General features: G+C 61.3%; 24 protein-coding genes. 17 read left to right on the forward strand and 7 right to left on the reverse strand.

Annotated elements, in window-relative coordinates; translation table 11 throughout:
* Genes H7H48_RS01290 through H7H48_RS01310 form a run of 5 tightly spaced genes read left to right on the forward strand, consistent with a single transcriptional unit; the run spans position 1 to position 2900 of the window.
* Entirely contained in the window at positions 1-462 is a 462-nt protein-coding gene (locus H7H48_RS01290) for a hypothetical protein (RefSeq protein WP_229447024.1), read from the forward strand.
* A gap of 33 nt (positions 463-495) precedes the next feature.
* Positions 496-1203: a MotA/TolQ/ExbB proton channel family protein gene (locus tag H7H48_RS01295; RefSeq protein ID WP_229447025.1), complete on the forward strand. Its 708-nt coding sequence runs from the start codon at positions 496-498 to the stop codon at positions 1201-1203.
* Positions 1193-1582: a biopolymer transporter ExbD gene (locus tag H7H48_RS01300; RefSeq protein WP_229447026.1), complete on the forward strand. Its 390-nt coding sequence runs from the start codon at positions 1193-1195 to the stop codon at positions 1580-1582. The genes H7H48_RS01295 and H7H48_RS01300 overlap by 11 nt, the downstream gene beginning before the upstream one ends.
* 5 nt (positions 1583-1587) lie before the next feature.
* A complete protein-coding gene (locus tag H7H48_RS01305) occupies positions 1588-1998 on the forward strand; it encodes a biopolymer transporter ExbD (protein ID WP_229447027.1) in 411 nt (136 codons plus the stop codon).
* Positions 1995-2900 carry an energy transducer TonB gene (locus H7H48_RS01310; RefSeq protein ID WP_229447028.1) on the forward strand — a complete coding sequence of 302 codons (906 nt, stop codon included), beginning with the start codon at positions 1995-1997 and terminating at the stop codon, positions 2898-2900. The genes H7H48_RS01305 and H7H48_RS01310 overlap by 4 nt, the downstream gene beginning before the upstream one ends.
* 47 nt (positions 2901-2947) lie before the next feature.
* On the opposite strand, the gene putA is transcribed toward H7H48_RS01310, so the two are convergent.
* Complete coding sequence (gene putA, locus H7H48_RS01315; RefSeq protein ID WP_229448053.1) at positions 2948-6562, reverse strand: bifunctional proline dehydrogenase/L-glutamate gamma-semialdehyde dehydrogenase PutA; 3615 nt, start codon at positions 6560-6562, stop codon at positions 2948-2950.
* A gap of 159 nt (positions 6563-6721) precedes the next feature.
* Between putA and H7H48_RS01320 the strand changes: the two genes are divergently transcribed.
* A complete protein-coding gene (locus H7H48_RS01320; protein ID WP_223020527.1) occupies positions 6722-7174 on the forward strand; it encodes an Lrp/AsnC family transcriptional regulator in 453 nt (150 codons plus the stop codon).
* On the opposite strand, the gene H7H48_RS01325 is transcribed toward H7H48_RS01320, so the two are convergent.
* From H7H48_RS01325 to H7H48_RS01340, 4 genes are all read right to left on the reverse strand, one after another.
* The gene (locus H7H48_RS01325; RefSeq protein ID WP_229447029.1) at positions 7161-8387 is read right to left on the reverse strand and encodes a cytochrome-c peroxidase; all 1227 of its coding nucleotides are present in this window, start codon (positions 8385-8387) and stop codon (positions 7161-7163) included. The two genes, H7H48_RS01320 and H7H48_RS01325, sit on opposite strands and share 14 nt — an antisense overlap.
* A gap of 1 nt (position 8388) precedes the next feature.
* Positions 8389-8844 (reverse strand): FixH family protein, encoded by a 456-nt coding sequence (locus H7H48_RS01330; protein WP_229447030.1) that lies wholly within the window; start codon positions 8842-8844, stop codon positions 8389-8391.
* A gap of 156 nt (positions 8845-9000) precedes the next feature.
* Positions 9001-10458 (reverse strand): NAD-dependent succinate-semialdehyde dehydrogenase, encoded by a 1458-nt coding sequence (locus H7H48_RS01335; RefSeq protein WP_229447031.1) that lies wholly within the window; start codon positions 10456-10458, stop codon positions 9001-9003.
* A gap of 70 nt (positions 10459-10528) precedes the next feature.
* Complete coding sequence (locus H7H48_RS01340; protein WP_229447032.1) at positions 10529-11470, reverse strand: AEC family transporter; 942 nt, start codon at positions 11468-11470, stop codon at positions 10529-10531.
* Positions 11471-11617: 147 nt separating this feature from the next.
* Here H7H48_RS01340 and H7H48_RS01345 point away from each other — a divergent pair, with 147 nt between their 5' ends.
* The 6 genes from H7H48_RS01345 to H7H48_RS01370 all read left to right on the forward strand — a co-directional run bounded on the left by H7H48_RS01345 (position 11618) and on the right by H7H48_RS01370 (position 17081).
* Positions 11618-12169: a histidine phosphatase family protein gene (locus H7H48_RS01345; protein ID WP_229447033.1), complete on the forward strand. Its 552-nt coding sequence runs from the start codon at positions 11618-11620 to the stop codon at positions 12167-12169.
* 107 nt (positions 12170-12276) lie between these two features.
* The gene (locus H7H48_RS01350) at positions 12277-12555 is read left to right on the forward strand and encodes an acyl carrier protein (RefSeq protein WP_007009717.1); all 279 of its coding nucleotides are present in this window, start codon (positions 12277-12279) and stop codon (positions 12553-12555) included.
* Positions 12556-12589: 34 nt separating this feature from the next.
* Entirely contained in the window at positions 12590-13777 is a 1188-nt protein-coding gene (locus tag H7H48_RS01355; RefSeq protein WP_229447034.1) for a beta-ketoacyl-ACP synthase, read from the forward strand.
* A gap of 85 nt (positions 13778-13862) precedes the next feature.
* Positions 13863-15083: a beta-ketoacyl-ACP synthase gene (locus tag H7H48_RS01360; protein ID WP_229448054.1), complete on the forward strand. Its 1221-nt coding sequence runs from the start codon at positions 13863-13865 to the stop codon at positions 15081-15083.
* Positions 15084-15122: 39 nt separating this feature from the next.
* On the forward strand, positions 15123-16151 hold the full coding sequence (locus H7H48_RS01365; protein ID WP_229447035.1) for a zinc-binding dehydrogenase: 1029 nt from the start codon (positions 15123-15125) through the stop codon (positions 16149-16151).
* A gap of 9 nt (positions 16152-16160) precedes the next feature.
* Positions 16161-17081, forward strand: coding sequence for a lipid A biosynthesis lauroyl acyltransferase (locus tag H7H48_RS01370; protein ID WP_229447036.1), 921 nt, complete (start codon positions 16161-16163; stop codon positions 17079-17081).
* A 13-nt stretch (positions 17082-17094) separates the two neighbouring features.
* Here the strand turns inward: H7H48_RS01370 and H7H48_RS01375 are convergent, their stop codons facing one another.
* Positions 17095-17526 carry a L,D-transpeptidase gene (locus H7H48_RS01375; protein WP_229447037.1) on the reverse strand — a complete coding sequence of 144 codons (432 nt, stop codon included), beginning with the start codon at positions 17524-17526 and terminating at the stop codon, positions 17095-17097.
* A 188-nt stretch (positions 17527-17714) separates the two neighbouring features.
* On the opposite strand from H7H48_RS01375, the gene H7H48_RS01380 reads away from it, so the two are divergent.
* From H7H48_RS01380 to H7H48_RS01400, 5 genes are all read left to right on the forward strand, one after another.
* Positions 17715-18998, forward strand: coding sequence for an acetylornithine deacetylase/succinyl-diaminopimelate desuccinylase family protein (locus H7H48_RS01380; RefSeq protein WP_229447038.1), 1284 nt, complete (start codon positions 17715-17717; stop codon positions 18996-18998).
* Between the two features lie 82 nt (positions 18999-19080).
* A complete protein-coding gene (locus H7H48_RS01385) occupies positions 19081-20562 on the forward strand; it encodes an ABC transporter substrate-binding protein (RefSeq protein ID WP_229447039.1) in 1482 nt (493 codons plus the stop codon).
* Positions 20563-20608: 46 nt separating this feature from the next.
* The gene (locus H7H48_RS01390; protein ID WP_229447040.1) at positions 20609-21556 is read left to right on the forward strand and encodes an ABC transporter permease; all 948 of its coding nucleotides are present in this window, start codon (positions 20609-20611) and stop codon (positions 21554-21556) included.
* Entirely contained in the window at positions 21553-22425 is an 873-nt protein-coding gene (locus tag H7H48_RS01395; protein ID WP_229447041.1) for an ABC transporter permease, read from the forward strand. Before H7H48_RS01390 ends, H7H48_RS01395 begins: the two co-directional genes overlap by 4 nt.
* Positions 22422-24056 carry an ABC transporter ATP-binding protein gene (locus tag H7H48_RS01400; RefSeq protein ID WP_229447042.1) on the forward strand — a complete coding sequence of 545 codons (1635 nt, stop codon included), beginning with the start codon at positions 22422-22424 and terminating at the stop codon, positions 24054-24056. The genes H7H48_RS01395 and H7H48_RS01400 overlap by 4 nt, the downstream gene beginning before the upstream one ends.
* 29 nt (positions 24057-24085) lie before the next feature.
* Here the strand turns inward: H7H48_RS01400 and H7H48_RS01405 are convergent, their stop codons facing one another.
* Positions 24086-24502: a TerB family tellurite resistance protein gene (locus H7H48_RS01405; RefSeq protein ID WP_229447043.1), complete on the reverse strand. Its 417-nt coding sequence runs from the start codon at positions 24500-24502 to the stop codon at positions 24086-24088.
* Between the last annotated feature and the right edge of the window lie 235 nt (positions 24503-24737).

Raw genomic sequence — 24737 nt, forward strand, 5'->3', positions numbered from 1 at the left:
ATGCCGTCTCGATTATCGCTTCTGATCTCTGTGCCCATCGTCGCCCGTGTTCTGGCGACGATGGCTGGCACCCTGCTATTGACCTTGCCAGGTGCAGCGCAGGAAACGGCCACCCGTTCGATCAAGCTCGAGCTTAATGCTCTTCAGAAAAGCGACAAGGGCTGCCGCATCGCATTCGTGGTCGAGAATGCGATGGGCAAGGATATTGCCAAGGCAGCCTATGAGATTGCCCTTTTCACCAAGGAAGGGCTCGTTGACCGGCTTCTGGTCCTCGATTTTCAGGACCTGCCCAATGAGAAAACCAAGGTGCGCCGTTTCGATCTCGCTGAAGCCGATTGCGATGAGATCGGTCGCGTTCTCATCAATGATGCCTCGGCCTGCGAGGGCGATGGAATCGAGCCTGGAGACTGTATCGGGCGGCTGGAAGCCACCAGCCGCGGCTCAGTCACTTTCGGCAAGTAAACTCCAGAAATCAAACCCGACAGGAATGCCACAATGTTCGACGGCGTCATTTCTTCCATAGGTTCCTTTCTTCAGCTCGGGGGCCCGGTCGTTGCAATCCTGCTTGTGCTGTCGGTCTTCGCCGTGGCTCTGATCCTTCTGAAATTCATGCAGTTTCAACGCGAACGGGTCGGACGGCACGGGCGTTCCAATCGCGCGCTCCATGCCTGGTTTCATCATAATCAGGCGGACGCGCGTGCCATGCTTGCCAATGCCCGCTCACCGCTTGAGGAAACCCTTGCGACCACCATGCGGCTTGCTGCTGCGAAGGCTGACAAGGGCGCGATCGAAGACGAAATCAGCCGTCTGGCGCTTGGTCGTCTGCATGATCTGCAACGGGGGTTTCGCGCGCTGGACGCCATTGCCCAGGTCGCACCGCTTCTGGGTCTGTTCGGCACCGTTCTGGGTATGATCGAAGCCTTTCAGAAACTTCAGGAGGCTGGGAACTCGGTGGATCCGTCGCTGCTGGCGGGAGGCATCTGGGTGGCACTCTTGACCACGGCCTGCGGCTTGGCCGTCGCCATGCCCGTTTCGCTTCTTCTTACCTGGTTCGAGACCCGCATCGAGAACGAGCGTGTTGCCATAGAAACCATGACGGCAACCGTTCTGTCCCACGCCTCAATCGAGAAAGCGGAAGAACAGGCAATGTCGTCGGAGTCCGGCGCGCCACGGCTTGTGACAGGTGAGAGCTATGCGCATTGACGCGGCTGCAGTCAGAAGGAGGAAGCCCCTGTCGCTCACATCGCTGATCGATGTGATTTTCCTCCTGCTGCTCTTCTTCATGCTGACCTCGACCTTCACCCGCTTCGCCAGGGTCGAGATTTCCGGTGGACCGGCTTCCACCTCCGCCGGCGGCAAGCCGCCGGACGTACTGATCCGCATTGATGATCCGGCTGGTTGGCGCATCAACGGTCAGGCTCTGACCGAAGAAGCGGCAATCGCCGAGCTCGCGCGCCTGAAGGACGCCGGCGCAGAGACCGCCGTTCTCCTGGTGCGCGGCGAGCTTACATCCCAACAGCTCGTTGAGGCGGTGGAGGCCATTCGCCGAAACACCGAACTCAACCTTTCCGTCGCGAGGTAATTCCCATGCTCCGCCTTGCCCGTCCCACGCAGCCCCGCCAAAGGGAAAGCACCATCGCCCTGATCAACATCGTCTTCCTGATGCTGATCTTCTTCCTCGTTGCCGGCACGCTGACCCCGCCACTCGACAATGATGTCAGTCTGATCTCCACCATCGAGGCCAATCCGTCGGAACCGCCGAATGCGCTGTTCGTCACCGAAGAGGGCGAGATGCGCCTGCGCGGGTCGGCAACAGATGCGCAGGGCTTCATGCTCGCGCGTGCAGAGACCCTTGGTGAAGACGCTGCAAAGCAGCTCGAAATCAAGGTTGCAGCCGACCGTGACCTGCCGGCCGCCAAACTCGTTGATATCGTCGGTGCCCTCAAAGCCGCCGGTGCAAGCAAGATCAGCATCATCACGGAACGTGCGGCAGAATGACCAGACGGGCGTTGAAATGGGCTGCGGCACTGGCCGTCTCGTTAAGCCTGCATGCTGGGGCTGCCGCCTATGTGATGCAGCGATCGACGCATGTGGAAATCGCCGGCGGCGGCACCACGGAGATTGCGATTGCTGGCAATGCCTTCGCCGACATGGCCGCCGCCGGTGAGACCACCGAGGAAGTCCTGCCGGAAACGCACCCGGAGACAGAGCCGGTTCAGCCCGAAAAGGCAAGCGAGGTGGTTCCGGATGCGACGGTCGAAACCGTCGTCGACCAGGCATCACCCGAGGTCGTTGAAGCCGAGCAACCCGTTGTTGAAGCAACAGAGGTCGATGCGGCGGAAACTGTTGAACCGGTTGAGAACGCGCAGGTCGTTGCAGCTTTGTCGGAAGCACCGATCCCCACGCCACGCCCTGCCTACACACCGCCTCCGAAACCAAAGGTCGAGAGGAAGCAGGCACCCAAAGCCAAAACGGCACCGCCCAAAAAGCGTAGCGCCGGCTCGAAGGGGCGCGACACTCAGGATGCGCGCCGCGGAACAGCGTCGGGAAAGCAGAACACTGGTAAGGCTTCCAAGGGACGACAGGTAGCGCGAGCTTCGCAGAGCGGCAATGCGCGTGTCTCCAACTATCCTGGAAAGGTGGTCTCGAAGCTGCGCCGTTCCCTGCGCTATCCCAGCGAGGCAAAACGCCAGCGACTGAAGGGTGAGGTGCGTGTGCGCTTCACCGTGGCGCAGAATGGCTCGGTGAGCGGCATTCGCATTGTCCGCAGTTCCGGCTCGAGCATCCTTGATCAGGCCGCCCTCGACACGGTGCGCCGCGCAGCTCCCTTCCCCCGGATACCGAATGAAGCGGGCCGCTCAAGCTGGGGCTTCACTGTGCCATTGGCGTTTCGCCGTTGATCCCACAGGGGCCGCGCAGCCGCCGGGCTGCGCGGTGAGTTTTCAGCCTATACCGAAGCCAAAAGGCTCGCATTGCCACCGGCTGCCGTCGTGTCGACACAGATTGCGCGTTCGTGTGCATAGGCTGCCGGGTAGATCGGTTCCACGATCAACGGGACAATCGCCCCTTCCCGCGCGGCGAGCGCCCGGCGCAGGGTCTTGAGCCATTCAGCGTCGCCATTGGCAGCCACCACACCGACGGAAAGAACCGTCAGGTCTTCGGGAGAAATCGTGCCGTCAGCGGCCTCCAGCGGAAGCCCCTGCCCCAGCAGCGGCTTGAGAATGCGTCTTGCTTCCGGGTGCACAGCAAGCACTGTGTTTCCGGTCGACAGTGCCTGCACGACCTGCGCCAGCAGAACCTCTTCGTCTGCACCGAGACAGAGCGCGCGCCCTCGTGGCGTCAGCATCAGCGTGTTGGCCTCGCCGGTCGGCCCCGGCAGATCAAGCGGCCCCTGATCCAGTGCCGCAGCGGCCGCCATTGCCACCTGTGCCTTGCCGCGCAGCAACTTGCGCAGGACCGGCAACCTGTCCGCTCGTGCTGTCCATTTTCTGTCTATCGCCGGGAAGAGACGGTTCACAGTATCGGTGTCCAGCGTGGCCCCTGAGGGCTTTGCCTGTGCAATCTCCGCGCCGCGCCGGAAGCGACGCAGATAGTGCGGGCCACCGGCCTTGGGACCCGTTCCCGAAAGCCCCTCGCCGCCAAAGGGCTGCGAACCAACGACGGCGCCGATCTGATTTCGGTTCACATAGATATTTCCAGCATGCACACGGTCGATCACATGCTGGGCGCGTGCGTCAATGCGCGTGTGAAGCCCAAATGTCAGGCCATACCCCTTTGCGTTGACATCAGAAATAACCCTGTCGATGTCATCCGCTTCGAAGGTCGCCACATGCAGGATCGGCCCGAAGACTTCACGCTCCAGTTCCTGGATGCCCGACACTTTGAAGGCACAAGGAGCGACGAAGCGCCCGCCGGCCGGCACATCGAGCGCTGCAATGAGACGCCCCTTGTCTGACATCAGTTGTGCATAAGAGTCGATCGTCTCGCAGGCTTCATCATCGATTACCGGGCCGACATCGGTCGAAACCTCCCACGGATCGCCGATGCTGAGCGCCTGCATGGCGCCCTTCAGCATCTCGAGGACCCTTTGTTCCACGTCCTTCTGGACATAAAGCATGCGCAGGGCCGAGCAGCGCTGACCGGCACTCTGGAAGGCGGAGGCGACTATGTCGCGCACTGCCTGCTCGGGCAGCGCGGTGGAATCGACGATCATCGCGTTAAGCCCGCCGGTCTCCGCGATCAGCATGGCCTCAGGACCAGCATTGTCAGCAAGCTGCCGCTCGATCAGCCGCGCAACCTCCGTCGAACCGGTGAAACATACGCCGGCAATGCGCGGATCTGCGGTCAGGGGGCCACCCACCGTCGGACCATCGCCGATGAGAAGTTGCAGCACCTCGGCCGGCACGCCCGCCTCATGCATCATTGCAACGGCGCGGGCCGCGATCAGTGATGTCTGTTCGGCCGGCTTGGCAATGACCGAATTGCCCGTCACGAGCGCCGCCGCGATCTGGCCGGTGAAGATGGCGAGCGGGAAATTCCACGGCGAAATGCAGACGATAACACCACGAGCCTGCGTGTCTTTCTCCACCTGTGCCGCCTCGCGGGCGTAATAGCGCAGAAAATCCACCGCCTCCCGCACCTCCGCGATGCCGTCGGCAAGCGACTTCCCGGCCTCGCGCGTGGCGAGCGCAAAGAATTCCGCCGCATGCTTTTCGTACAAATCGGCCACATCACGCAAAATTCTACCGCGTTCAGAGACCGGCGTTTGTGCCCAGCCGGCCTGCGCCCGCAGTGCAACGGTCACCGCCTCGGTTGCCTGTTCCTGCGAGGCATCGCGCACCTTGCCCACAGTCTCGGAAAGCCGCGCCGGATTCGCCACTTTACGCGTTTTTCCCTCTCCCTTGGCAGGGGTGATGGAGCGCGCTTCCCATTGATGCGGGGCCGCAAACGGCGCCCGAGCAGCATCAAGCTCGCGCATGGTCAAGGGGTCCGTGATATCCCAGCCTCTGGCGTTTTTTCTTGTCGGCCCGAAAATTTCCGACGGGCGCTCGATGGCCGGATTGGCTGCACTTGCCGCCTCTTCCACGGAAGCAAACGGATCGGCGGCAATTTCTTCCGCGCTCACATCCTCATCCACGATCTGGTGCACGAAAGAAGAATTCGCGCCGTTCTCCAGAAGCCGCCGCACCAGATAGGCAAGCAGATCCTGATGCGCGCCCACCGGCGCATAGATGCGGCAGCGCGTTCCTTCCCGTTTGCGCACGGTCTCGTGCAGCGCTTCGCCCATGCCGTGCAGGCGCTGAAATTCAAAAAGCGACTTGTCGGGCGCCATGGCCAGAATGGCTGCCGCCGTATGGGCGTTGTGCGTTGCAAATTGCGGGTAGATGCGATCCGTCATCCCAAGCAGTTTGCGTGCGCAGGCAATGTAGCTCACATCCGTGTTGACCTTGCGGGTGAAGACGGGGAAACCCTCGAGCCCCATCACCTGGGCGCGCTTGATTTCCGTATCCCAGTAAGCACCCTTCACAAGGCGCACCATGATGCGCCGGTCAAGTCGCTCTGCAAGCTCGTAGAGCCAATCGAGCACGAATGGCGCTCGGGGACCATATGCCTGCACCACCACACCGAACCCGTCCCAGCCAGCAAGCTCTTCATCCGCCAGAACCGCTTCGATCACGTCGAGCGAAAGGTCGAGGCGGTCCGCCTCCTCTGCGTCGATATTGAGGCCCATGCGCGCTTCGCGGGCTGCCAAAGCGAGGCTCTTCAGGCGCTCGATCATCACCGGGAGCATCTGCGCCTTCTGCGTTGCTTCATAGCGGGGATGAAGAGCGGAAAGCTTGACAGAAATGCCCGGATTCTCGCGAATGTCTTCCCGGTTTGAGTGGCGCTTCAGCGCCGCGATGGCATCCGAATAGGCCTTGTGGTAGCGCAGCGCGTCCGCTTCGGTGCGGGCTGCCTCGCCCAGCATGTCATAGGAATAGGTGTATCCCTTTTCCACCATGGAGCGGCCGCGTTTCATCGCTTCCTCGATGGTGCGGCCAAGCACGAACTGCTCGCCCATCTCACGCATGGCGCGCGATACGGCGGTGCGGATCACGGGTTCGCCCATGCGGCGCACCAGCCCGCGCAGGATCGCTTCCACACCATCGCCCTCGTCGTCCAGAACACGCCCCGTGAGCATCAGCGCCCAGGTGGATGCGTTGACGAAGATCGAAGCGGATTCGCCCGAATGTGCGGACCAGTCATGCGGCGCAATCTTGTCGCGGATCAAATCGTCCATCGTCTCTGCGTCCGGTACGCGCAGCAGCGCCTCGGCGAGGCACATCAGCGCCACGCCTTCCTGCGTCGAGAGACCGTATTCGGAGAGAAAGGCCTCCATCATGTGCATGTCGCTCGAGGCGCGCACCGCCCGCACCAATTCGGCTGCGTTGGCAGATATCCGGCCTCTGTCTTCCCAAGTCAGATCTGCCAAAGCGACCAGCCGCTGCAGCGCCTCCGCTTCATCGACCAGGTAGTGAGCCCTGATTTCTTCCCGAAGGTTATGCGGCGCATTCTTCTGCATGATGTCCTCGATAGTGGATTGGTGCTCCCGGCGCTCCTGCCGCCGCAGCGAAGCCATCATAACATAGGGAATCTGGCCGCTCGACCTAATGTCTTGCTCATTTCAGATCAATTGGACTATCTTTTTGCAAATTTTGATGTCCAGAGAGCCACATTCTATATGACAACAGAACGCGTTGACCGCATCGATCGAAACATTCTCGATGCCCTGACCAAGGACGGCCGGCTCTCGATCTCCGAGCTCGCGCGCCGGGTGGGGCTCTCCAAAACACCGGTTCAGGCGCGGCTGCGCCGTCTGGAAAAGGAGGGCTATATTCGTGGGTACTCGGCGATTATCGATCGCGCGCGCATCGGCGAAGGCCATATTGCCTTTGTCCAGGTGGAGTTGGAGGACACCCGTTCATCAGCACTCGCTGCCTTCAACAAGGCGGTTCTTGCCGTACCTGAGATCGAGCAGTGTCATATGACGGCGGCCGGCTTCGACTATCTGCTCAAGGTGCGGACGCGCGATATTTCGAGCTATCGCAAGGTGCTGGGCGAGCGCATCTCCGCCCTGCCCCACGTCGCCCGCACCTCGACCTTCGTGACCATGGAAACGGTCAAGGATCGCTAGCGGGCGTCGCGTCCAGTGTATTGAGGAAGGCAATCAGCGCCTGCCGCCCGCGGTCCGTGAACACCACGCCGCGAATTTCGCTCTGCCCCGAGGCCGCGGCGGGTGCGCTGCTGTAGTGGTCGATCACCGCCTCGAGCGTAGCGATCTGCCCGGCATGCATATAGGGCGGTCGGCCTGCCACACCACGCAGCGAGGGTGTCTTGTACGCGCGCTCCATCGCGGCCGCGTCGCGTTTCATGAAACGCAGAGCATCGCACGCATCCGGCCCCGCGTCGCTGTAGCGCCCCAGACAGTTGAACGGGTCGGCTTGCACTGCGGCGATGCCCACCGCCCGACCCAGATCCTCCGGCAACCCTGCGACAGGCGGGACACCCGTATTGTGAAAGTGGTCGTCCGTGAAACGCGGGCCGTTGTGGCATTCAAGACAATTTGCCTTGCCGATGAAGAGCCGCAGCCCCTCAAGCTCCAGATCGCTGAAGGCTGCGTCCCCTGTCGGCTCCTTCCCCGCCGCAATGGCCCTCGCAAAACGGTCAAAGCGGGTTTCGGTGGGTATCAGTGTGCGTTCGAAGGCCTCAATCGCCTTGCCGATATTGGCAAACACCCGGTTGACCGGTTCCTGTTCCTCCAGCTCCATTGCAGACCACTGCGCGCGCTCGGTCTCCGAACCAAACGGGCTGGCGTTTTCCGGAATTTCAGAGATATCGGGAAGCGCCCCGAATATTTCCGAATACGTATCCGCATAGGTTTCCGCCACATAACGGGCATAGGCGGCGCGGTTGCCAGCGTGTTCGCGCTGGTCCTCCAGGGGGGTGAGCGCCTGCGCCCAGAGGCTGTCGCGCCTGCCGTCCCAGAATTGCCAGATATTCCACGCAGCCCCCGCCAGAGGCATGGTGCGCCGGTCGGTTTCATCCGCTCCCAAACCACGCGGACGGGCATCCTGAAACTGCTGATCGGGAACATGACATGTGGCACACGAGATGTTTCCAGTCCCGCTGAGCCCTTCATCGAAAAAGAGCAGTCGGCCGAAGTCTGCAGCCTGCGGGTCGTCCGCATACCGATTTCCTGGTGAAGGCGGAAGAGGCCCCAGCGCATCGATGGAAAGAGACGCGATCTTTGCCCTCTCGTCCTCGCTCAGTGCACCGGAATCACAGGCGGACAACGCAAGAAAACCGCACAGCGCGCCGATTGCAGCATGGCCGCGCGCCGTCCTCATATCACAGATCCAGATTGAAGACCGCCTCATCGAGCCCCGGATCGGCCGAGATCCCGATGCGGATTTCCCAGTGCCCGCCCATGTTGAAGCGTAGTCCTTCCACCCGGTACTGCCCATCTCCCAGATTTTCCGCCATCTGCGGTTCGGTCGGCAGGCCGTGGCCATGGGCCGGCATACCGCCGTCGATGGACAGGGAGGCGTCGGTGACCGGCGTGCCGTCAGGCGTGGTGATCGTCACCACCCAATCATGGGTTTCATTGAGGGGGATGGGCTGTGCTTCCGTCTCGAACATGACCTGATAAATGCCATCCCTGCTCACTGTGTTATAGGCCACATCGATTTCGGGGGCAGGAGGTGTGAAGAGTCTGTAAGCCGCATAAATCGCGACAACCGCCATTAAAAGCCCGGCACTCGCAAGCACGAAGCGCCTCGATCCGGTTTTATGTTGAAGCGGCATCTGGTCCCTCCGACTCGTCAAGTGCACTACTTAACCCGCAGCCACCTACCCGTGCCATAGGGACTCTGTCGCACTCCGAAAAAGCCAAGAAAAAACCGGCACGTCCATGCCGGTTTTTCATTTCGGACTTCGTAAAGGACTATAGGTCCAAAAAGGTTATAAACCCAATCCGCCGATGCAGACATATTTTGTATCGAGATAATCTTCGATGCCCTGGTGTCCGCCTTCCTTGCCGAGGCCCGATTCCTTGAGACCACCAAACGGCGCTTCGACCGTGGTGATAATGCCCTCGTTTACCCCGACCAAGCCGTATTTCAACCCTTCCATAACGCGGAAGGCCCGTCCCAGATCGCCGGTGTAGAAATAACAGGCAAGGCCGAACACGGTGTCATTGGCGAGTTTGACGGCCTCTTCTTCCGTCTCAAACCGGAACACCGGCGCCACGGGGCCGAAAATCTCCTCCTTCATGAAGCGCATGTCCGGCGTGGCATTGGAGATGACAGTCGGCTGAAAGAAAGTACCTCCCAGCGCATGGCGCGACCCGCCGGCAGCCAGCTTGCCACCCTTGCTCGTGGCGTCGGCGATCAGCTCTTCAACCTTCTCGACCGCCTTCTCATCGATCAACGGGCCCTGCTGGGTTCCTTCCTCGAGGCCGGGCCCCACTTTGAGCCTCTCGGCGGCGGCCGAAAGTTTTTCGACAAACGCCTCATAGACACCCGCCTGCACGAAGAACCGGTTTGTGCAGACGCAGGTCTGGCCGGAATTGCGGTACTTAGCTGCAATCGCCCCTTCGACAGCGCGGTCGATATCCGCGTCGTCGAAAACGAGGAAAGGTGCGTTTCCGCCCAGTTCCATGGACACTTTCTTCACCGTGCCCGCAGTCTTTTCGATCAGCGTCTTTCCCACCTCGGTGGAGCCGGTAAACGTGATCTTGCGTACAAGCGGGTTCTGGCAAAGTTCATCGCCGATTTCGGATGCCGCGCCGGTGACGATGTTCACCACACCTTTTGGAAACCCCACCTCTTCGCACAACACACCCCAGGCGAGCCCGGAATACGGGGTCTGCGAAGCCGGTTTGGCCACTGCAGTGCAGCCGGAGGCAAGCGCCGGGCCGAGTTTGCGCGCCAGCATGGAGGAGGGAAAGTTCCACGGTGTGATCGCACCGATGACGCCGACCGGTTCCTTGGTCACCAGGATGCGCCGGTCGGCCCAGGGCGAAGGCACCACGTCGCCATAGACCCGGCGTCCTTCTTCAGCATACCAGAGGATATAGGCAGCCGACATCCCGACCTCGCCCTTCGCCTCGGCAAACGACTTGCCCTGCTCCATGACCAGAAGTTCGGCGAGTGCGTCCTGATTGTCCATGATCGCGTCATGCAGCTTGCGCAGAAGCTTGGCACGATGGTCGGCGGAAGTCTTTTTCCACGAATGAAAAGCGGCTTCGGCGGCCTCGATGGCGCGGCGGGTTTCGGCCGTGCCTGCCTTTGGCACAGTGCCGATCGTCTGGCCGCTGGCCGGATTGACCACATCGATGGTTTGCCCTGAATCCGCGTTGACCCAGGCTCCATCTATGAAATTCGCCTGGCGCATGAAATGGCTGGTCTTCTGAAGCATCTGCGTCTTCTCCTGTATGTTCGCGGCACCGTAGCGCCCGCCGGATCTCGTCGCTAAGGGCTACCCGGCCTCATTGATAGATCCAGTGAAGCACCGATAGCCAGAACGCGGTCGAGAGCACCGCCAAGGCTGTGGCGATGGTCATCGCGTTGGAAGCCAGCGCCTGTCCCGTGCCGAAGCGTGATGCAATCAGATAAGGATTGACCCCGGAAGGCAGACCGGCCGCGACGATCGCGATCTGTGCGCTGAACACCGGCAGACCGATCACCAGCGCCACCCCAAGGGCAACGGCAGGCATCAGGAAAAGTTTCAACGCTGCGATCACGATTGCCGGGCGCACATCGCCCGAAATGCCAAAGCGGCGCAATCCGAGCCCCATGGCGAAAAGCGCGACAGGTCCGGCGACATTGGCAAGGGCGTCGACAAACCGGCCGCCCAGAGCCGGCATCTCGAGCCCCGAGTAACGCCAGAGCAGGCCCGCAATGATACCGATGATCAGCGGGCTGGAGAAAAGCCGCGTGAGAAACTCGCGGATGATTGAAAGCGCACTGCCGCCCTTACGTCCGACCAGAGCAAACAAGAGAATCGACATTCCCATCATGATCGGCAGATGGATCGACACGATCAGCGACAGGATCTCGAACCCCTCCTGTCCAAACACGCCGAGCATGAAGGGGATGCCGAGCAGGACAAGGTTCGAAAAACTCGTGGACAGGCCCGCCACCACGCCGGCACGCGCATCGCGGCCGAACAGGTGAACAATCGTAAAATGCCCCACCACCCAGGCAACAGCGACAGCGGTAAAATAGGTGATCCACAGGGCCCATGGCAGGCTGCCGCCGAACACGGCCCCCGCCATGGTGCGGAAAAGCAGAAGCGGCACGGCGATGGTCACGGCGAATTCGCTCAGGGCATCGCCTGTCTGCGGCTTCAGCAGCCCGGTCCAACCGGCCACATAGCCGAATGCAACAAGTCCAAAAACGAAGGAAACGGTTTCAACGAGCGGAGACATGCAGAGTGTTTAGCCGCAATGGTTGCCAAGGGAAACCATCCGTCAGACAAATCCACTCAGCGGATGAGGCGGCTTTGGGGCGAGAGGCGGGTTTCAACTCCGGTCCCGGTGCCTATATGCTAGGAGCATTGATTTGAGGATTGCCCTATGCTTCGCTTGGTTGTTGCCGTCATTTTTCTATTCGCCACCTTTCCGGCGCAGGCAACAGAGGCCGGCTGGGCGTTGTTGCGCAATGGTGGGCAGGTTGTTGTGATGCGGCACGCCATTGCACCCGGTAGCGGCGATCCGGCCAATTTCGACCTCGAGAAATGCGGCACCCAACGCAACCTTTCCGAGCGTGGCCGCCTGCAGGCGCGACGCATTGGCGCTTTGGTCGAGGCGCGCGCTGCGCCGGTGGAAAAGGTTCTTGCCAGCCGCTACTGCCGCACCCGCGATACCGCGACCCAGGCGTTCGGCTCGCAACTGGTGGAGGTCTTCCCCGCGCTCGATCTGCCCGTAGACGACAGCGAAATGGAACAGAAGAAGGCGGAAATACTGGATCGAATCAACAGCTATACTGGCTCGGGAAACCTGTTTCTAATCACCCACCTCGAAGTCATCGAAGCCTTGATCGGTGCATCGGCGCGGGAAGGCGAAGCCATTATTTTGTCACGCGGAGGCGACAATCTTTCGGTGGCCGCACGCATCAAATTCAACTGATCGTGGCATCAGCGGTACCTATAGCCCCTTTTCCTGCCGGCAAAAACCGATTAGAGACCCCACGATCATCCTATTGTAAGAGAATCTCCCCAGACTGAGGGCCGCACGTGACGACATTCGACAAGGTTGCCGACATCATCGCTGAAACCAGCGAGATCGATCGCGAGAAAATCACCCCCGAAAGCCACACCATTGACGATCTGGGCATCGACAGCCTCGACTTCCTCGACATCGTCTTTGCCATCGACAAGGAATTCGGCATCAAGGTTCCGCTGGAAAAGTGGACCCAGGAGGTCAATGACGGCAAGGTTTCGACGGAAGAGTATTTCGTCATGAAAAACCTCTGCGCCAAGATCGACGATCTGGTGGCTGCAAAAGCCGGCTGAGTTTTCCTGACAGTTGAGCGTTGAAGGGAGCGGCATGAGCCCGCGCGACGTAGTTATCACCGGCATGGGTATCGTTTCCTCGCTTGGAGAGGGAGCTGATGCCCACTGGCAGGCGCTGACGGCAAAGGCGCCCTCTCCCGTGCTCGATCGGGAACGGTTTGCACCTTACAGCATCCATCCGCTGCCCGAGATCGACTGGGGCCAGCAGATCCCGCGACGCGGCGATCAGCGGCAGATGGAAACCTGGCAACGCCTTGGCACCTATGCAGCCGGCCTCGCGCTCGACGATGCGGGCATGAAGGACGATGAAGCGCTTTGCGCGACGATGGACATGGTGGTGGCCGCCGGTGGCGGTGAGCGTGACGAGACGGTGGACGAGGCCATTCTCGCCGCATCGCTCGAGCGTGACGACCATGACATCCTGCTCAACGAGAAGCTCACGACAGAGCTGCGCCCGACCCTGTTCCTGGCACAGCTCTCGAACCTTCTGGCCGGCAACATCTCCATCGTTCACAAGGTGACGGGTTCGTCGCGCACCTTCATGGGCGAGGAAGGCGCCGGGGTCTCCGCCATCGAGACCGCCGCCGCGCGCATTCGCTCCGGTCAGTCCTCGCATGTCCTGGTCGGCGCGTCGTTCCAGACCGAACATTCCGACATGCTGCTTGCCTATGAACTTGCCGGTTTCCTGCATCGTGAAGACTGGAAGCCGGTATGGCAGCGCAGCGAGGCAGAGGGGGGTGGTGTGGTCACCGGCTCCGGCGCGGCGTTCCTGATCCTGGAATCGCGCGAGCATGCGGAAAAGCGTGGACGCAAGGCCTATGCATCCATCGGCCCGGTCGTTTCCCGCCGCACCCGCCGCAAGAGCGAACCCTTGGGAGACGGTATCGCAGAAATGCTCGATCACCTCTCCCTTCCCAAGACGCCTGTTCTTGCTCTTTCAGGCGCATCCGGTGCCCATGCGGCTACGGCAGCCGAACGCGAAGCGCTTGCCCGTCACGACAACATCGCGCTGCGCGGGTTCTCTTCGCTTACTGGCCATATGAAGGAAGCACAGTTTCCCTTCGCGGTAGCCCTGGCCGCGCTTGCCGTGCACCATGGCAGCCCCTACCCGGCTTTCGACAGCGCAAGCGAAGCCGCTTTCGACGCAAGCCCAGACGCAGTTCTGGCGACTGCCATAGGCTATCACTGCTATGAAGGCATGGGCCTTGTAAAAAGGGCCTGATCCTTCCGGCCCGGAGGATTTTAGAGAAAGCGATCCCGTGAAAACGACCGACAGCTTTGGAAGACCCGTAATCGCCGTCACCGGAATGGGCGTCGTCACCTCTCTCGGCCAGGGCCGACAGGAAAACTGGGACGCGCTGATCAGCGGGCGGTCCGGCATCCACCCCATCACGCGCTTTCCCACCGATCATCTGGCCACAACCATTTCCGGCATGGTCGACTTCCTGCCGTCAAGCACCAGGGGCGCAAGCGTCCACACCCACCACCTGGCCGACCTCGTGGCGGCGGAAGCCATCGAACAGTCCGGTCTGCCCGCCTCCGATTTCGGCGGACCGCTCTTTCTTGCCGCTCCCCCCGTCGAGCTCGACTGGCATCATCGCCTTGCGCTTTATGCCAAGGCCCGAAGCCACAATGGCAATCCCTCGCTCATCGAAGCGGCAAGGGAAGCCCGCGCCATGGAGCTTTTCGAGGAAAGCCAGTTCGGCACCATTGCCGATCGCCTCGCCGAGCGCTACGGAACGCGCGGCCTGCCGATCACCATGTCGACGGCCTGCGCGTCGGGCGCAACCGCCATCCAGCTCGGCACCGAAGCAATCCGCCGTGGCGAATGCGACCGGGCGCTTGCCATAGGCGCGGATGGTTCGGCGACCGCCGAAGCGCTGATCCGTTTCTCGCTTCTTTCTGCGTTGACCACCCAGAACGATGCGCCGGAAAAGGCCTCGCGCCCCTTTTCAAAGGACCGCAGCGGCTTTGTCCTTGCCGAAGGAGCCGGTGCACTCGTCCTGGAATCGCTCGAAAGCGCGCTTGCCCGCGGTGCCGAAATTCTCGGCATCATGCGCGGCTGCGGCGAAAAGGCCGATGATTTCCACCGCACCCGTTCCAAGCCCGACGGCTCGCCCGCCATCGGCGCGGTCCGCGCGGCCCTCGCGGATGCCGGCATGGCCGAAGACGAGATCGAATATGTCAACGCGCACGGCACCTCGACGCCCGAAAACGACAAGATGGAGCATCTATCGCTCTCGACCGTTTTCGGCGAGCGCATGAAGACAACGCCCATCTCCTCCAACAAGTCGATGATCGGACACACGCTTTCGGCAGCCGGTGCCATCGAGGCCGTTTTCTCGCTGATGACCATGCGCGAAGGCATCATTCCGCCCACCATCAATTACGACACGCCAGACCCGGCAATCGAGCTCGACGTGGTGCCGAATGTGAAGCGCGAGGCGCAGGTTTCGACGGTATTGTCCAACTCCTTCGGCTTCGGCGGACAGAACACCTGCCTTGTCATGGCCCGCGAACCGGTCTAATCGACCGGTTCAGATTGCCCAAAACCATCGGAATTCATTATGCGCGCACTTCAACTCGTCGCCGACCGCAAGCTTGAAACCGTCGATCTTGCGCCGCCGCCCCCTCCCGGACAGGGCGAGGTGACGTTGAAGATCCGCGCCGTCGCCCTCAACCACATCGATGTCTGGGGCTGGCGCGGCATGGCCTTTGCCAAGCGCAAGATGCCGCTTGTCGTCGGCGCCGAAGCCTCCGGCGTGGTCGAGACCGTGGGCCCCGGCGTCAGCAATCTGCTTCCGGGCCAGCTCGTTTCCATCTATGGCGCCCGCACTTGCGGCCTGTGCCGCCCCTGTCGCGAAGGCCGTGACAATCTGTGCGAACACGTCTCCGGCGTGCACGGTTTCCACCTCGACGGTTTCGCACAGGAAATGATCAATCTGCCGGCTCGCCTCCTCGTCCCCGCACCGCCCGGTGTGGACGAAATCGGTGCTGCCGTTGCGCCCGTCACCTTCGGCACCGTCGAGCACATGCTGTTCGACAACGCGAAGCTCGAGCCGGGCGAAACCATTCTCGTTCAGGCCGGCGGCTCCGGCATTGGCACCGCCGCCATCCAGCTTGCCAAGAGCATGGGCTGCACCGTCATCACCACGGTGGGCTCAGAAGACAAGATGGAGAAGGCAAAGGCGCTCGGCGCGGATCATGTCATCAACTACCGTGAAGACCGTTTCGAGGGCGTCGTGCGCAAGATCACGAAGAAGCGCGGCGTCGATGTGGTGTTCGAGCATGTGGGTGCCGACACATGGGCAGGCTCGCTCCTTTCCATGAAGCGCGGCGGGCGGCTTGTCACCTGCGGCTCCACCTCCGGTGTCTCGACCAACATGAACCTGATGCAGCTCTTCCAGCAGCAGCTCAAGATTTTCGGATCTTTCGGCTGCCGCATGGAAAACATGGCAGATGCCATGCAGAAAATGGCGCGCGGGCTTTGCTCCCCGGTGATCGACACCGAGGTCGGTTTTGCCGAGATCGACAAGGCGCTTTCTCGCATGGAAGGCCGCGACGTTTTCGGCAAGATCATCCTGCGCGTGGACTGACCCGCGCCCATGAAGCGCTTTCTCTACACAGCCGGCAAACGCCTGAAGACTTTGGAATACTGGCTCACCGCGCGCCTGGTGATCGGCACGTTGGCGCTTCTGCGCATGCTGCCGCCGGAAAAGGCGCTCGACCTCGCGGAGAAGGTGGCGCGCAAGCTGGGGCCCAAAGTGGGGCGACACAGGCTCGCTGTCGACAATCTGCGACAGGCCTATCCCGAAAAAAGCGAAGCTGAGATCGAGACCATAGCTCTCGACATGTGGGGCAACATGGCCCGACTTGCCGCTGAATATGTCTTTCTCGACAAGCTGTTCGATTTCGATCCCGACGCAGAGACACCCGGTCGCGTCGAGGTGGAGGGTGTGGAAATCTTCAAGCGCCTGCGCGATGAAAAGGGCGTCCCGCATATCTTCTTCACCGGGCATCTCGGCAATTTCGAGTTTCTGCCCATCGCGGCCGCCCGCTTCGAGCTTGCCACCACTTCCCTCTTCCGTCCGCCCAACAATCCCTATGTGGCCGACTACATCCTCAAAACCCGCAGCAGCGCCATGGGTGGGCTTGTGCCGTCACAGGCGGGTGCTGCCCTCCAGCTTGCCCGTGTTCTCGACGATGGCGGTAATATTGGGGTTCTGGTTGATCAGAAATTCCGCAAGGGCGTGAAGACCCGGTTCTTTGGCCGCGAATGCAAAACCAATCCGCTGCTTCCCAAGCTGGCGCGGCAATATGGCTGTGATGTCTACCCCGCCCGCTGCAAGCGCCTGCCTGGCGGGCGCTACCGCCTCATCGTGGAGGACAAGATCGCCCTGCCCCGGCAGGCGGATGGCATGATCGACATCGACGCCAGCGCTCAACTTCTCAACGATGTTGTCGAGCGCTGGGTGCGCGAGGATCCCGGCCAGTGGATGTGGTTCCACAAGCGTTGGGAAATGTAGTCGTCGGGGAATATCAATCCGTGACGACAATCCGCGTGTTGCGCGGCCCGACCTTCCGCACCAGGGAGTAAAGCCGTTTCGCGTTGGCCGTGTGCAGGCGCACACATCCATGTGAGGCAGGCCGCCCGAGCTTCGACACCGCATTGGTGCCATGGATCGCGTAGCCACCGTAGTAGAAAATCGAATAGGGCATGGGCGACATGTCGTATTTGCGCGAGTGCCACATCTTGTGCATTCGGGTGGGGCGCCACTGCCCTCGCGGTGTCACATAGCCGCGACGCGCGGTCGAAACCCGCCAGCGATGCAACACGCGCCCGCCATGCATCACCGTCATGGTTTGCTTGGACAAGCTCACCTTGGCAACAAGGCGTGCGGCGACACCCTGCGTCACGCCACCCGAAAGAATCAGGCCCGCCAAGGCCAGTGCAAAGAAAATCCGTTTCATGAGCGCCCCCCGCTACATGTGTTAAGTTTCTACCCGTTGTCTTGACGTTTCTAACGTCAATTGATGACAAAACCCCAAATGTCCTTGGTAAATAGAACTATACAGCTAATGGTTGGACAAGTTCTGCCTCTTCACAATTGCGTGCGCGCGATCTTGCCAATCGGGTTTTAGATCGCTCTATTGCCCTCATGAACGAACAGCTTGCCTTGGCGGTGCGGCGCCGGACGGACGACCTCGTCGCACTCACTTCCGATCTGATCCGATTTCCCACGGTGAACCCGCCGGGCGACGCCTATACGCCCTGCTGCGAATACATTGCGCGCCGACTGAAGGCGAAAGGGTTTGCAACCCAATTCGTCCGCGGGACGGGCGCACCGGGCGATTCTGACCGTTACCCCCGCACCAATGTCATCGCGCGGCGCGAAGGCCGCAGCCCCGGCGCCACCGTGCATTTCAACTCCCATATCGACGTGGTGGAAGCGGGCGAAGGCTGGACGGTCGATCCCTATGCCGCCGTCGTCAAGGACGGCAAAGTTTTCGGGCGCGGAGCCTGCGACATGAAGGGCGGGCTTGCCGCCTCCATCATCGCCGCCGAAGCGTTTCTCGAAATCTATCCGGACTTTCCCGGTGCCATAGAGATTTCCGGGACGGCCGACGAGGAATCGGGCGGTTATGGCGGCGTCGCCTATCTGGCCGGCAAAGGCTTCTTCTCAAAGCCCCGCGTCGACCACGTCATCATTCCCGAACCGCTGAACAAGGACCGCATCTGCCTCGGCCATCGCGGTGTGTGGTGGGCGGAGATCGAAACGCGGGGCGCCATCGCCCATGGTGCGATGCCCTTCCTCGGCGATTCGGCCATCCGCCACATGGGTGCTTTGCTCCATGCCTTCGAAGAGGAGCTTTTTCCCGCCCTCGACGCCAAGGAAACGCGCATGCCGGTCGTGCCCGAAGGCGCGCGCCGCTCCACCATGAACATCAACTCGGTCCACGGCGGCCAGACGGAGGATTTCTTCCCCGGACTGCCCTCGCCCAATGTGGCCGATTCCTGCCGCATGGTGATCGACCGCCGGTTTCTGATCGAGGAAGACATTGCGCAGGTGAAGGGCGAAGTGGTTTCCATCCTCGAACGCCTGAAGCGCGAGCGTCCGAAATTCGACTATTCCATGCGCGACCTGATGGAAGTGCTGCCGCTGATGACCGAGGAGGACGCGCCCGTGCCGAGCGCCATCGCCGCCGGCATCCGCGAGGTATTCGGCAAGGAGCCGGAGTATGTCATTTCGCCCGGAACCTATGACCAGAAGCATATTTCGCGCATCGGGCACCTGCACGACTGTGTCGCCTACGGCCCCGGCATTCTCGACCTCGCCCACCAGCCCGATGAATGGGTCGGGATCGAGGATATGGTGCAGTCGGCCACCGTCATGGCCATGAGCCTCGACGTTCTGTTGCGCGGCGTCGCTCCGCCACGTTAAACCTCGTTCCAATGCGTGATTTACAGCCGCGCTGAATCACGCTTCAATCCTGAAAAATCACACGGCCCTGCGGGAGAGAGACATGAAGACGATCAAGTCCGTTATCGGCGGCGCAACCCTGTTATTGATGGCAGGCTCCGCCGCGCTCGCTGCGCGCACCGATCTCGTCGTCGGCGTTGTTCTGGAGCCGCCACATCTCGATCCAACCGCCAGCGCTGCCGCGGCGATAGACGAGATCCTCTACGCCAATCTCTTTCAGGGCCTGACCCGCATCGGCCGAAATGGCGAGGTGCTGCCCTCCCTTGCTGAAAGCTGGGAAGTCTCCGACGACGGCAAGATCTACACGTTCAAGCTGCGCTCCGGCGTTACCTTCCACGACGGCACCACATTTGATGCCGAGGACGTCAAGTTCACACTGGATCGGGCTCGCGCCGAAGATTCGACCAATGCGCAGAAGCAGCTTTTCGCGGCCATAGATACGGTCGAGGTGATCGATCCCGAAACGGTCAAGATTATGCTGTCTTCCCCGCAAGGCGCCTTTCTCTACAATCTTGGCTGGGGCGATGCGGTCATCGTTGCGCCGGAATCGGCTGAGACCAACAAGGAAAAACCCATCGGCACTGGCCCCTTCAAGTTCGAGAAATGGGCAAAGGGGTCTTCCATCTCACTGGTGAAAAACGCCGATTACTGGGGCGAGCCCGTTGCGCTTGAGAAGGCCGAGTTCCGTGTGGTGCCCGATGCGGCAGCCGCAATTCCAGCCCTCTTATCGGGCGATGTGCAGGCCTTCCCGCAGATGCCCGTAGGCGACGCGCTCAGCCAGATCGAGAGCGATCCGCGCTTCGTGGTCGCCATCGGTGCTACGGAGGGCGAAACGATCCTCTCCACCAACAATGGCAAGGAACCGTTCAATAACATCAAGGTGCGTCAGGCCATTGCCCATGCGCTGAACCGCGAGGAAATCATCGCCGGCAACGGTACCGCTTATGGTACGCCCATCGGCTCTCACTTCTCGCCCGCCAACGAGGCCTATGTGGATCTGACGGGGACCTATCCCTACGATCCCGCAAAAGCGAAGGCGCTGCTCGCCGAAGCCGGTTACCCGGATGGTTTCAAGGCCACGCTCAAGCTCCCGCCCCCGGCCTACGCGCGCGATGGCGGGCAGGTCGTTGCCTCGCAGCTGCGCCAGGTCGGCATTGAACTCGAGATCATCCCCGTCGAATGGGCCCAGTGGCTGGAGCAGGTCTTCAAGAACAAGGATTACGACCTCACCATCGTCTCCCACACGGAGCCGAACGATATCAACATCTACGCGCGCGACGATTATTACTTCAACTACAAGAATCCCGCCTTCAAGGAAGTCATGAATGCGCTTGAGGCGACCGCCGACCCGAAAAAGCGCATCGAGCTCTATCAGACAGCCCAGAAGATCATCGCCGAGGATGCGGTCAACGGTTTCATGTTCCAGCTTCCCAAGATCGGCGTATGGGATGCGAAGCTGGAAGGCATGTGGGAAAACTCACCCATTCAGGCCAATGACCTGACAGAGGTGAAATGGTCTGATTAATGGCTGAACGGACCTCTCACCCGAAAGGAGAGGTCCGGATCTGAGCATGCTCGCCTATCTTGCAAAACGCATCGCCATTGGCCTCGTCACGCTCATCGTAGCGTCTGCCGTGGTGTTTCTGGTTTTGGAAATCGTCCCGGGCGACCCTGCCCTGTTGATGCTCGGGATGAATGCGGAACCCGAGGCGCTGGCTGCCCTGCGTGAGGATATGGGGCTCAATCAGCCGGTGGTCCTGCGCTATTTCGGCTGGGTGGCGGGCATGGCGTTCGGCGATTTCGGCAATTCCTACACCTATTCCACACCCGTGCTCGAACTGATCGGCGGGCGCGTGATGGTCTCGCTGCCGCTCGCGCTCATCTCGCTGTTCCTGTCCACGGCAATCGCCCTGCCCGTCGGGATTTTCGCCGCCTCAAGGCGCGGAAAGCCTGCCGATACAATCAGCATGGGCGCGGCCCAGATCGGTGTCGCCATCCCCAATTTCTGGTTCGCGCTCATCCTGATCTATCTTTTCGCCGTATGGCTTCGCCTCGTGCCTGCCGGCGGATTTCCCGGTTGGGACGCCGGGTTGTGGGCCGGTTTCAAGGCCCTTTTCCTCCCGGCCATCGCCCTCGCCCTGCCGCAGGCGGCCATCCTTGCCCGCGTCACCCGTTCCGCCATGCTTGAAGTGCTCGGCGAAGACTATATCCGCACCGCCCGCGCCAAGGGCATGCCGCGCCGCATTGTCCTGTGGCACCACGCGCTGCGCAATGCGCTCATTCCGGTCCTCACCATTCTCGGCCTGCAATTCGCCTTTTTGCTTGCCGGCACCATCATCATCGAAAATGTGTTCTATCTGCCCGGGCTCGGACGCCTCATCTTCCAGGCCATCACCCAGCGCGATCTCATCGTCGTGGAAGGTGTGGTGATGCTGCTCGTCGCCACGGTCATCGCCGTCAACATTCTGGTCGACATCGGCTACGCCATCGTCGATCCGCGCCTGAGGACACGAAGATGACCCTGGAAACGCCTTCGCCGGAAGCCCCGCCAGAGCGTCATTTCCTGCAAATGGCATTCGCCAACCGTTCCTTCGTGATCGGTCTTGTCATCACCGCCATTGTCGCCGACATGGCGCTCCTTTCCTTCGTGTGGACACCCTACGATATCACCCATCTCGTCGTGGCCGACCGCATGAAGGGACTGTCGATTGCCCATCCGCTCGGCACCGATCATCTTGGCCGCGACATTCTTTCCATGATCATGATCGGCGCGCGCAATTCCATTGCCGTTGCCATTGTCGCCGTCGGCATCGGCATGGGGATCGGCGTTCCGCTTGGCACGTGGGCGGCGGCACGCGGCGGCCTGGTCGACGAAATCCTCATGCGTTTCAACGATCTCGTTTTCGCCTTCCCCGCCCTGCTCTCGGCTATCATGATCACCGCCATTTTCGGTCCCGGCGCGATCAACGCCATCATCGCCATCGGCATATTCAACGTGCCGGTCTTCGCCCGCGTGGCGCGTGCCGGCGCGCTGTCCATCTGGCCGCGCGAATACATCCTCGCTGCCCGAGCCGCCGGCAAGAGCAAGGCGCTCATCACGATCGAGCACATTCTGCCAAACATCGTGGCGCTGCTTCTGGTACAGGGCACGATCCAGTTTGCGCTCGGCATTCTGGCCGAAGCCGGCCTCTCCTATCTCGGCCTGGGCGCGCAGCCGCCCATGCCCTCCTGGGGTCGCATGCTCTTCGAGGCGCAGACACGCATGATGATCGCCCCGCATCTCGCCATTTTTCCGGGCCTTGCCATCGTCATCACAGTCCTCGGTCTCAACCTTCTGGGCGATGGTCTGCGCGACCTTCTCGACCCCCGGCTGAGGCGCGAGCGATGAGCCTTCTTGAAATCGAAAATCTGTCGCTCTCCATCGCCGGCTATCCGGTTTTGAAGGACATCGATCTTCAGATTGCTCCCGGCGAGGTGCTGGGCGTCGTGGGCGAATCGGGCTCAGGAAAATCCATGACCGCCCTCACCGTCATGCAGCTCCTGCCTGAGCTTGCACGCGCGAAAGGGCGTGTCACCTTCGACGGGATCGACATTCTCTCTGCACCCGAAGAGGTCATGTGCCGGTTGCGCGGCGACGATCTCGGCATGGTCTTTCAGGAGCCCATGACCGCGCTCAACCCGGTCAAGACCATCGGCGAGCAGGTGGCCGAAGGCATTCGCTGGCACACAGGCGCCAACCGACCCGACGCCGAAGCGCGCGCCCGTGCCATTCTCGACCGTGTCGGCCTGCCCGAGGCCCAATTTCCGCTCACACGCTTTCCGCACGAACTCTCCGGCGGCCAGCGTCAGCGCGTCGTCATCGCCATCGCCTGCGCGTTGAAACCCAAGCTCCTGATCGCCGACGAACCCACCACCGCGCTCGATGTGGTGCTTCAGGCACAGATCCTCGACCTCCTGCGCGATCTGGTGGAAGAAAACCGCATGGGCCTCATGCTCATCTCGCACGATCTTGCCGTCGTCGCCGGCATGGCCGACCGCGTCACCGTGATGCGCCATGGCGCTGTCATGGAAAGCGGCCCGACGGCCAGGGTTTTAAGCGAGCAGCAACACCCTTATACGCGCCAGCTCGCCGAAGCCTCCACCCATGTCCCGGCCCGTGCACGTCCGCCCGAAGAAGGCAAAGATCAAGAGCAAACGCCCCTCCTCAGCGTTTCCAGCGTCACACGCGATTATCCCGGCCGCCGCAAGGGGCTTTTCCAGAAATCCGAAGCCTTCCGCGCCGTGGACAATGTGAGTTTCTCCCTCATGTCCGGCCATGCCGTGGCGCTGGTCGGGCGCTCAGGATGCGGGAAATCCACACTGGCGCGTATGATCCTGGCGCTCGATACGCCGACATCAGGCGAAATCCGGCTCGATGGCGAGGCACTCGGCGGCAAGAGCGAGCATGAGCTGCGCCACGCCCGCCGCAAGATGCAGGTGGTGTTTCAGGATCCCTATGGTTCGTTCAACCCGCGCCATCGGGTGGAGCGGCTGGTGGCCGAGCCCCTGCATCTGCTTGATCGGAAACCCTCGGCCAACGAGCGCCGCGAACGCGTGGCCGAAGCGCTTCGCTCCGTCGGGCTGAAGCCCGACGACATGCACAAATACCCGCACGAGTTTTCCGGCGGTCAGCGCCAGCGCATTTCCATTGCCCGCGCCATCATCACCGGGCCCAGGCTGATCGTGGCAGACGAGCCCGTCTCCGCGCTCGACGTCTCGATCCGTGCACAGGTTCTGGACCTCTTCGCCGATCTGAACCAGCGCCTCGATCTCACCTATCTCTTTATCACCCATGACCTCACGGTTGCCCGTGCCATCACCGATGAAGTCATGGTCATGCATGAAGGAAAAATCGTGGAAAGCGGGCCCACAGCTGTCGTGTTGCAACATCCGAAATCAGAGGCCGCACGTGCGCTGGTGGCCGCCGCGCCGGATCTGGAACAGGCTGTGGCTGACCGGATTCAGAAGATGGAAACTTAAAAGCGCCCGAACTGCAAGACGGCTTCAACTCACCCGGAGAGATGAGCAACGTCCTCGGCACCAAGTGCCAACACATCGCAAACACGCGTCGTAAGCCGCTCGGCCCGGCAGCCAAGCTCAGCATCACGCATGGCCAGTTCAAATAAGGTTTCTGCGAGGATCAGGCGCCTTTCATGGCTCATCTGACGAAAATTCGCTCTGGCCTGCATGATGTCGACCTCCAACGCCAGATCTTCAAGCGCAGACATGATCTCCGCGACCTCATCATCGGAGAATTTCAAAACGCTGGCGGCGAAGCGGCGCAAAACGTCGGCCTCACGCGGACCTATTGCCTCATCGGTCAATGCCAAACGCAATAACAGGAGCACTTCAGCCGAAACGGCGTTCATCGCGGCCGTCATCGCGCGCCCCCTTGCAGGTGAAATGGCTTCTGGTGATGCGGGCATGGGTCGCCTCCCGCTCGCGGGCGCATGATCACGCCACCACAGCGCGTTCCTCCCACGCGATTGCGGGGGCGGCCTCCTAATTCTGCTGAGACGAGAGCGCTCAATCTTGACCCCTTCCAGATTGCTTGACCGCACATTGCCGTCGACGTGGTTCCTTGTTCATTGCGCCACAGCGGAAAGCTTCCTGTACAATCCACAATTCACCTTGCGGTCTCCATCCCCTTGTGTTGCAAGA

This window comes from Nitratireductor sp. B36 (genome assembly GCF_020833685.1).
In the GTDB taxonomy this organism is placed as follows: domain Bacteria; phylum Pseudomonadota; class Alphaproteobacteria; order Rhizobiales; family Rhizobiaceae; genus Nitratireductor.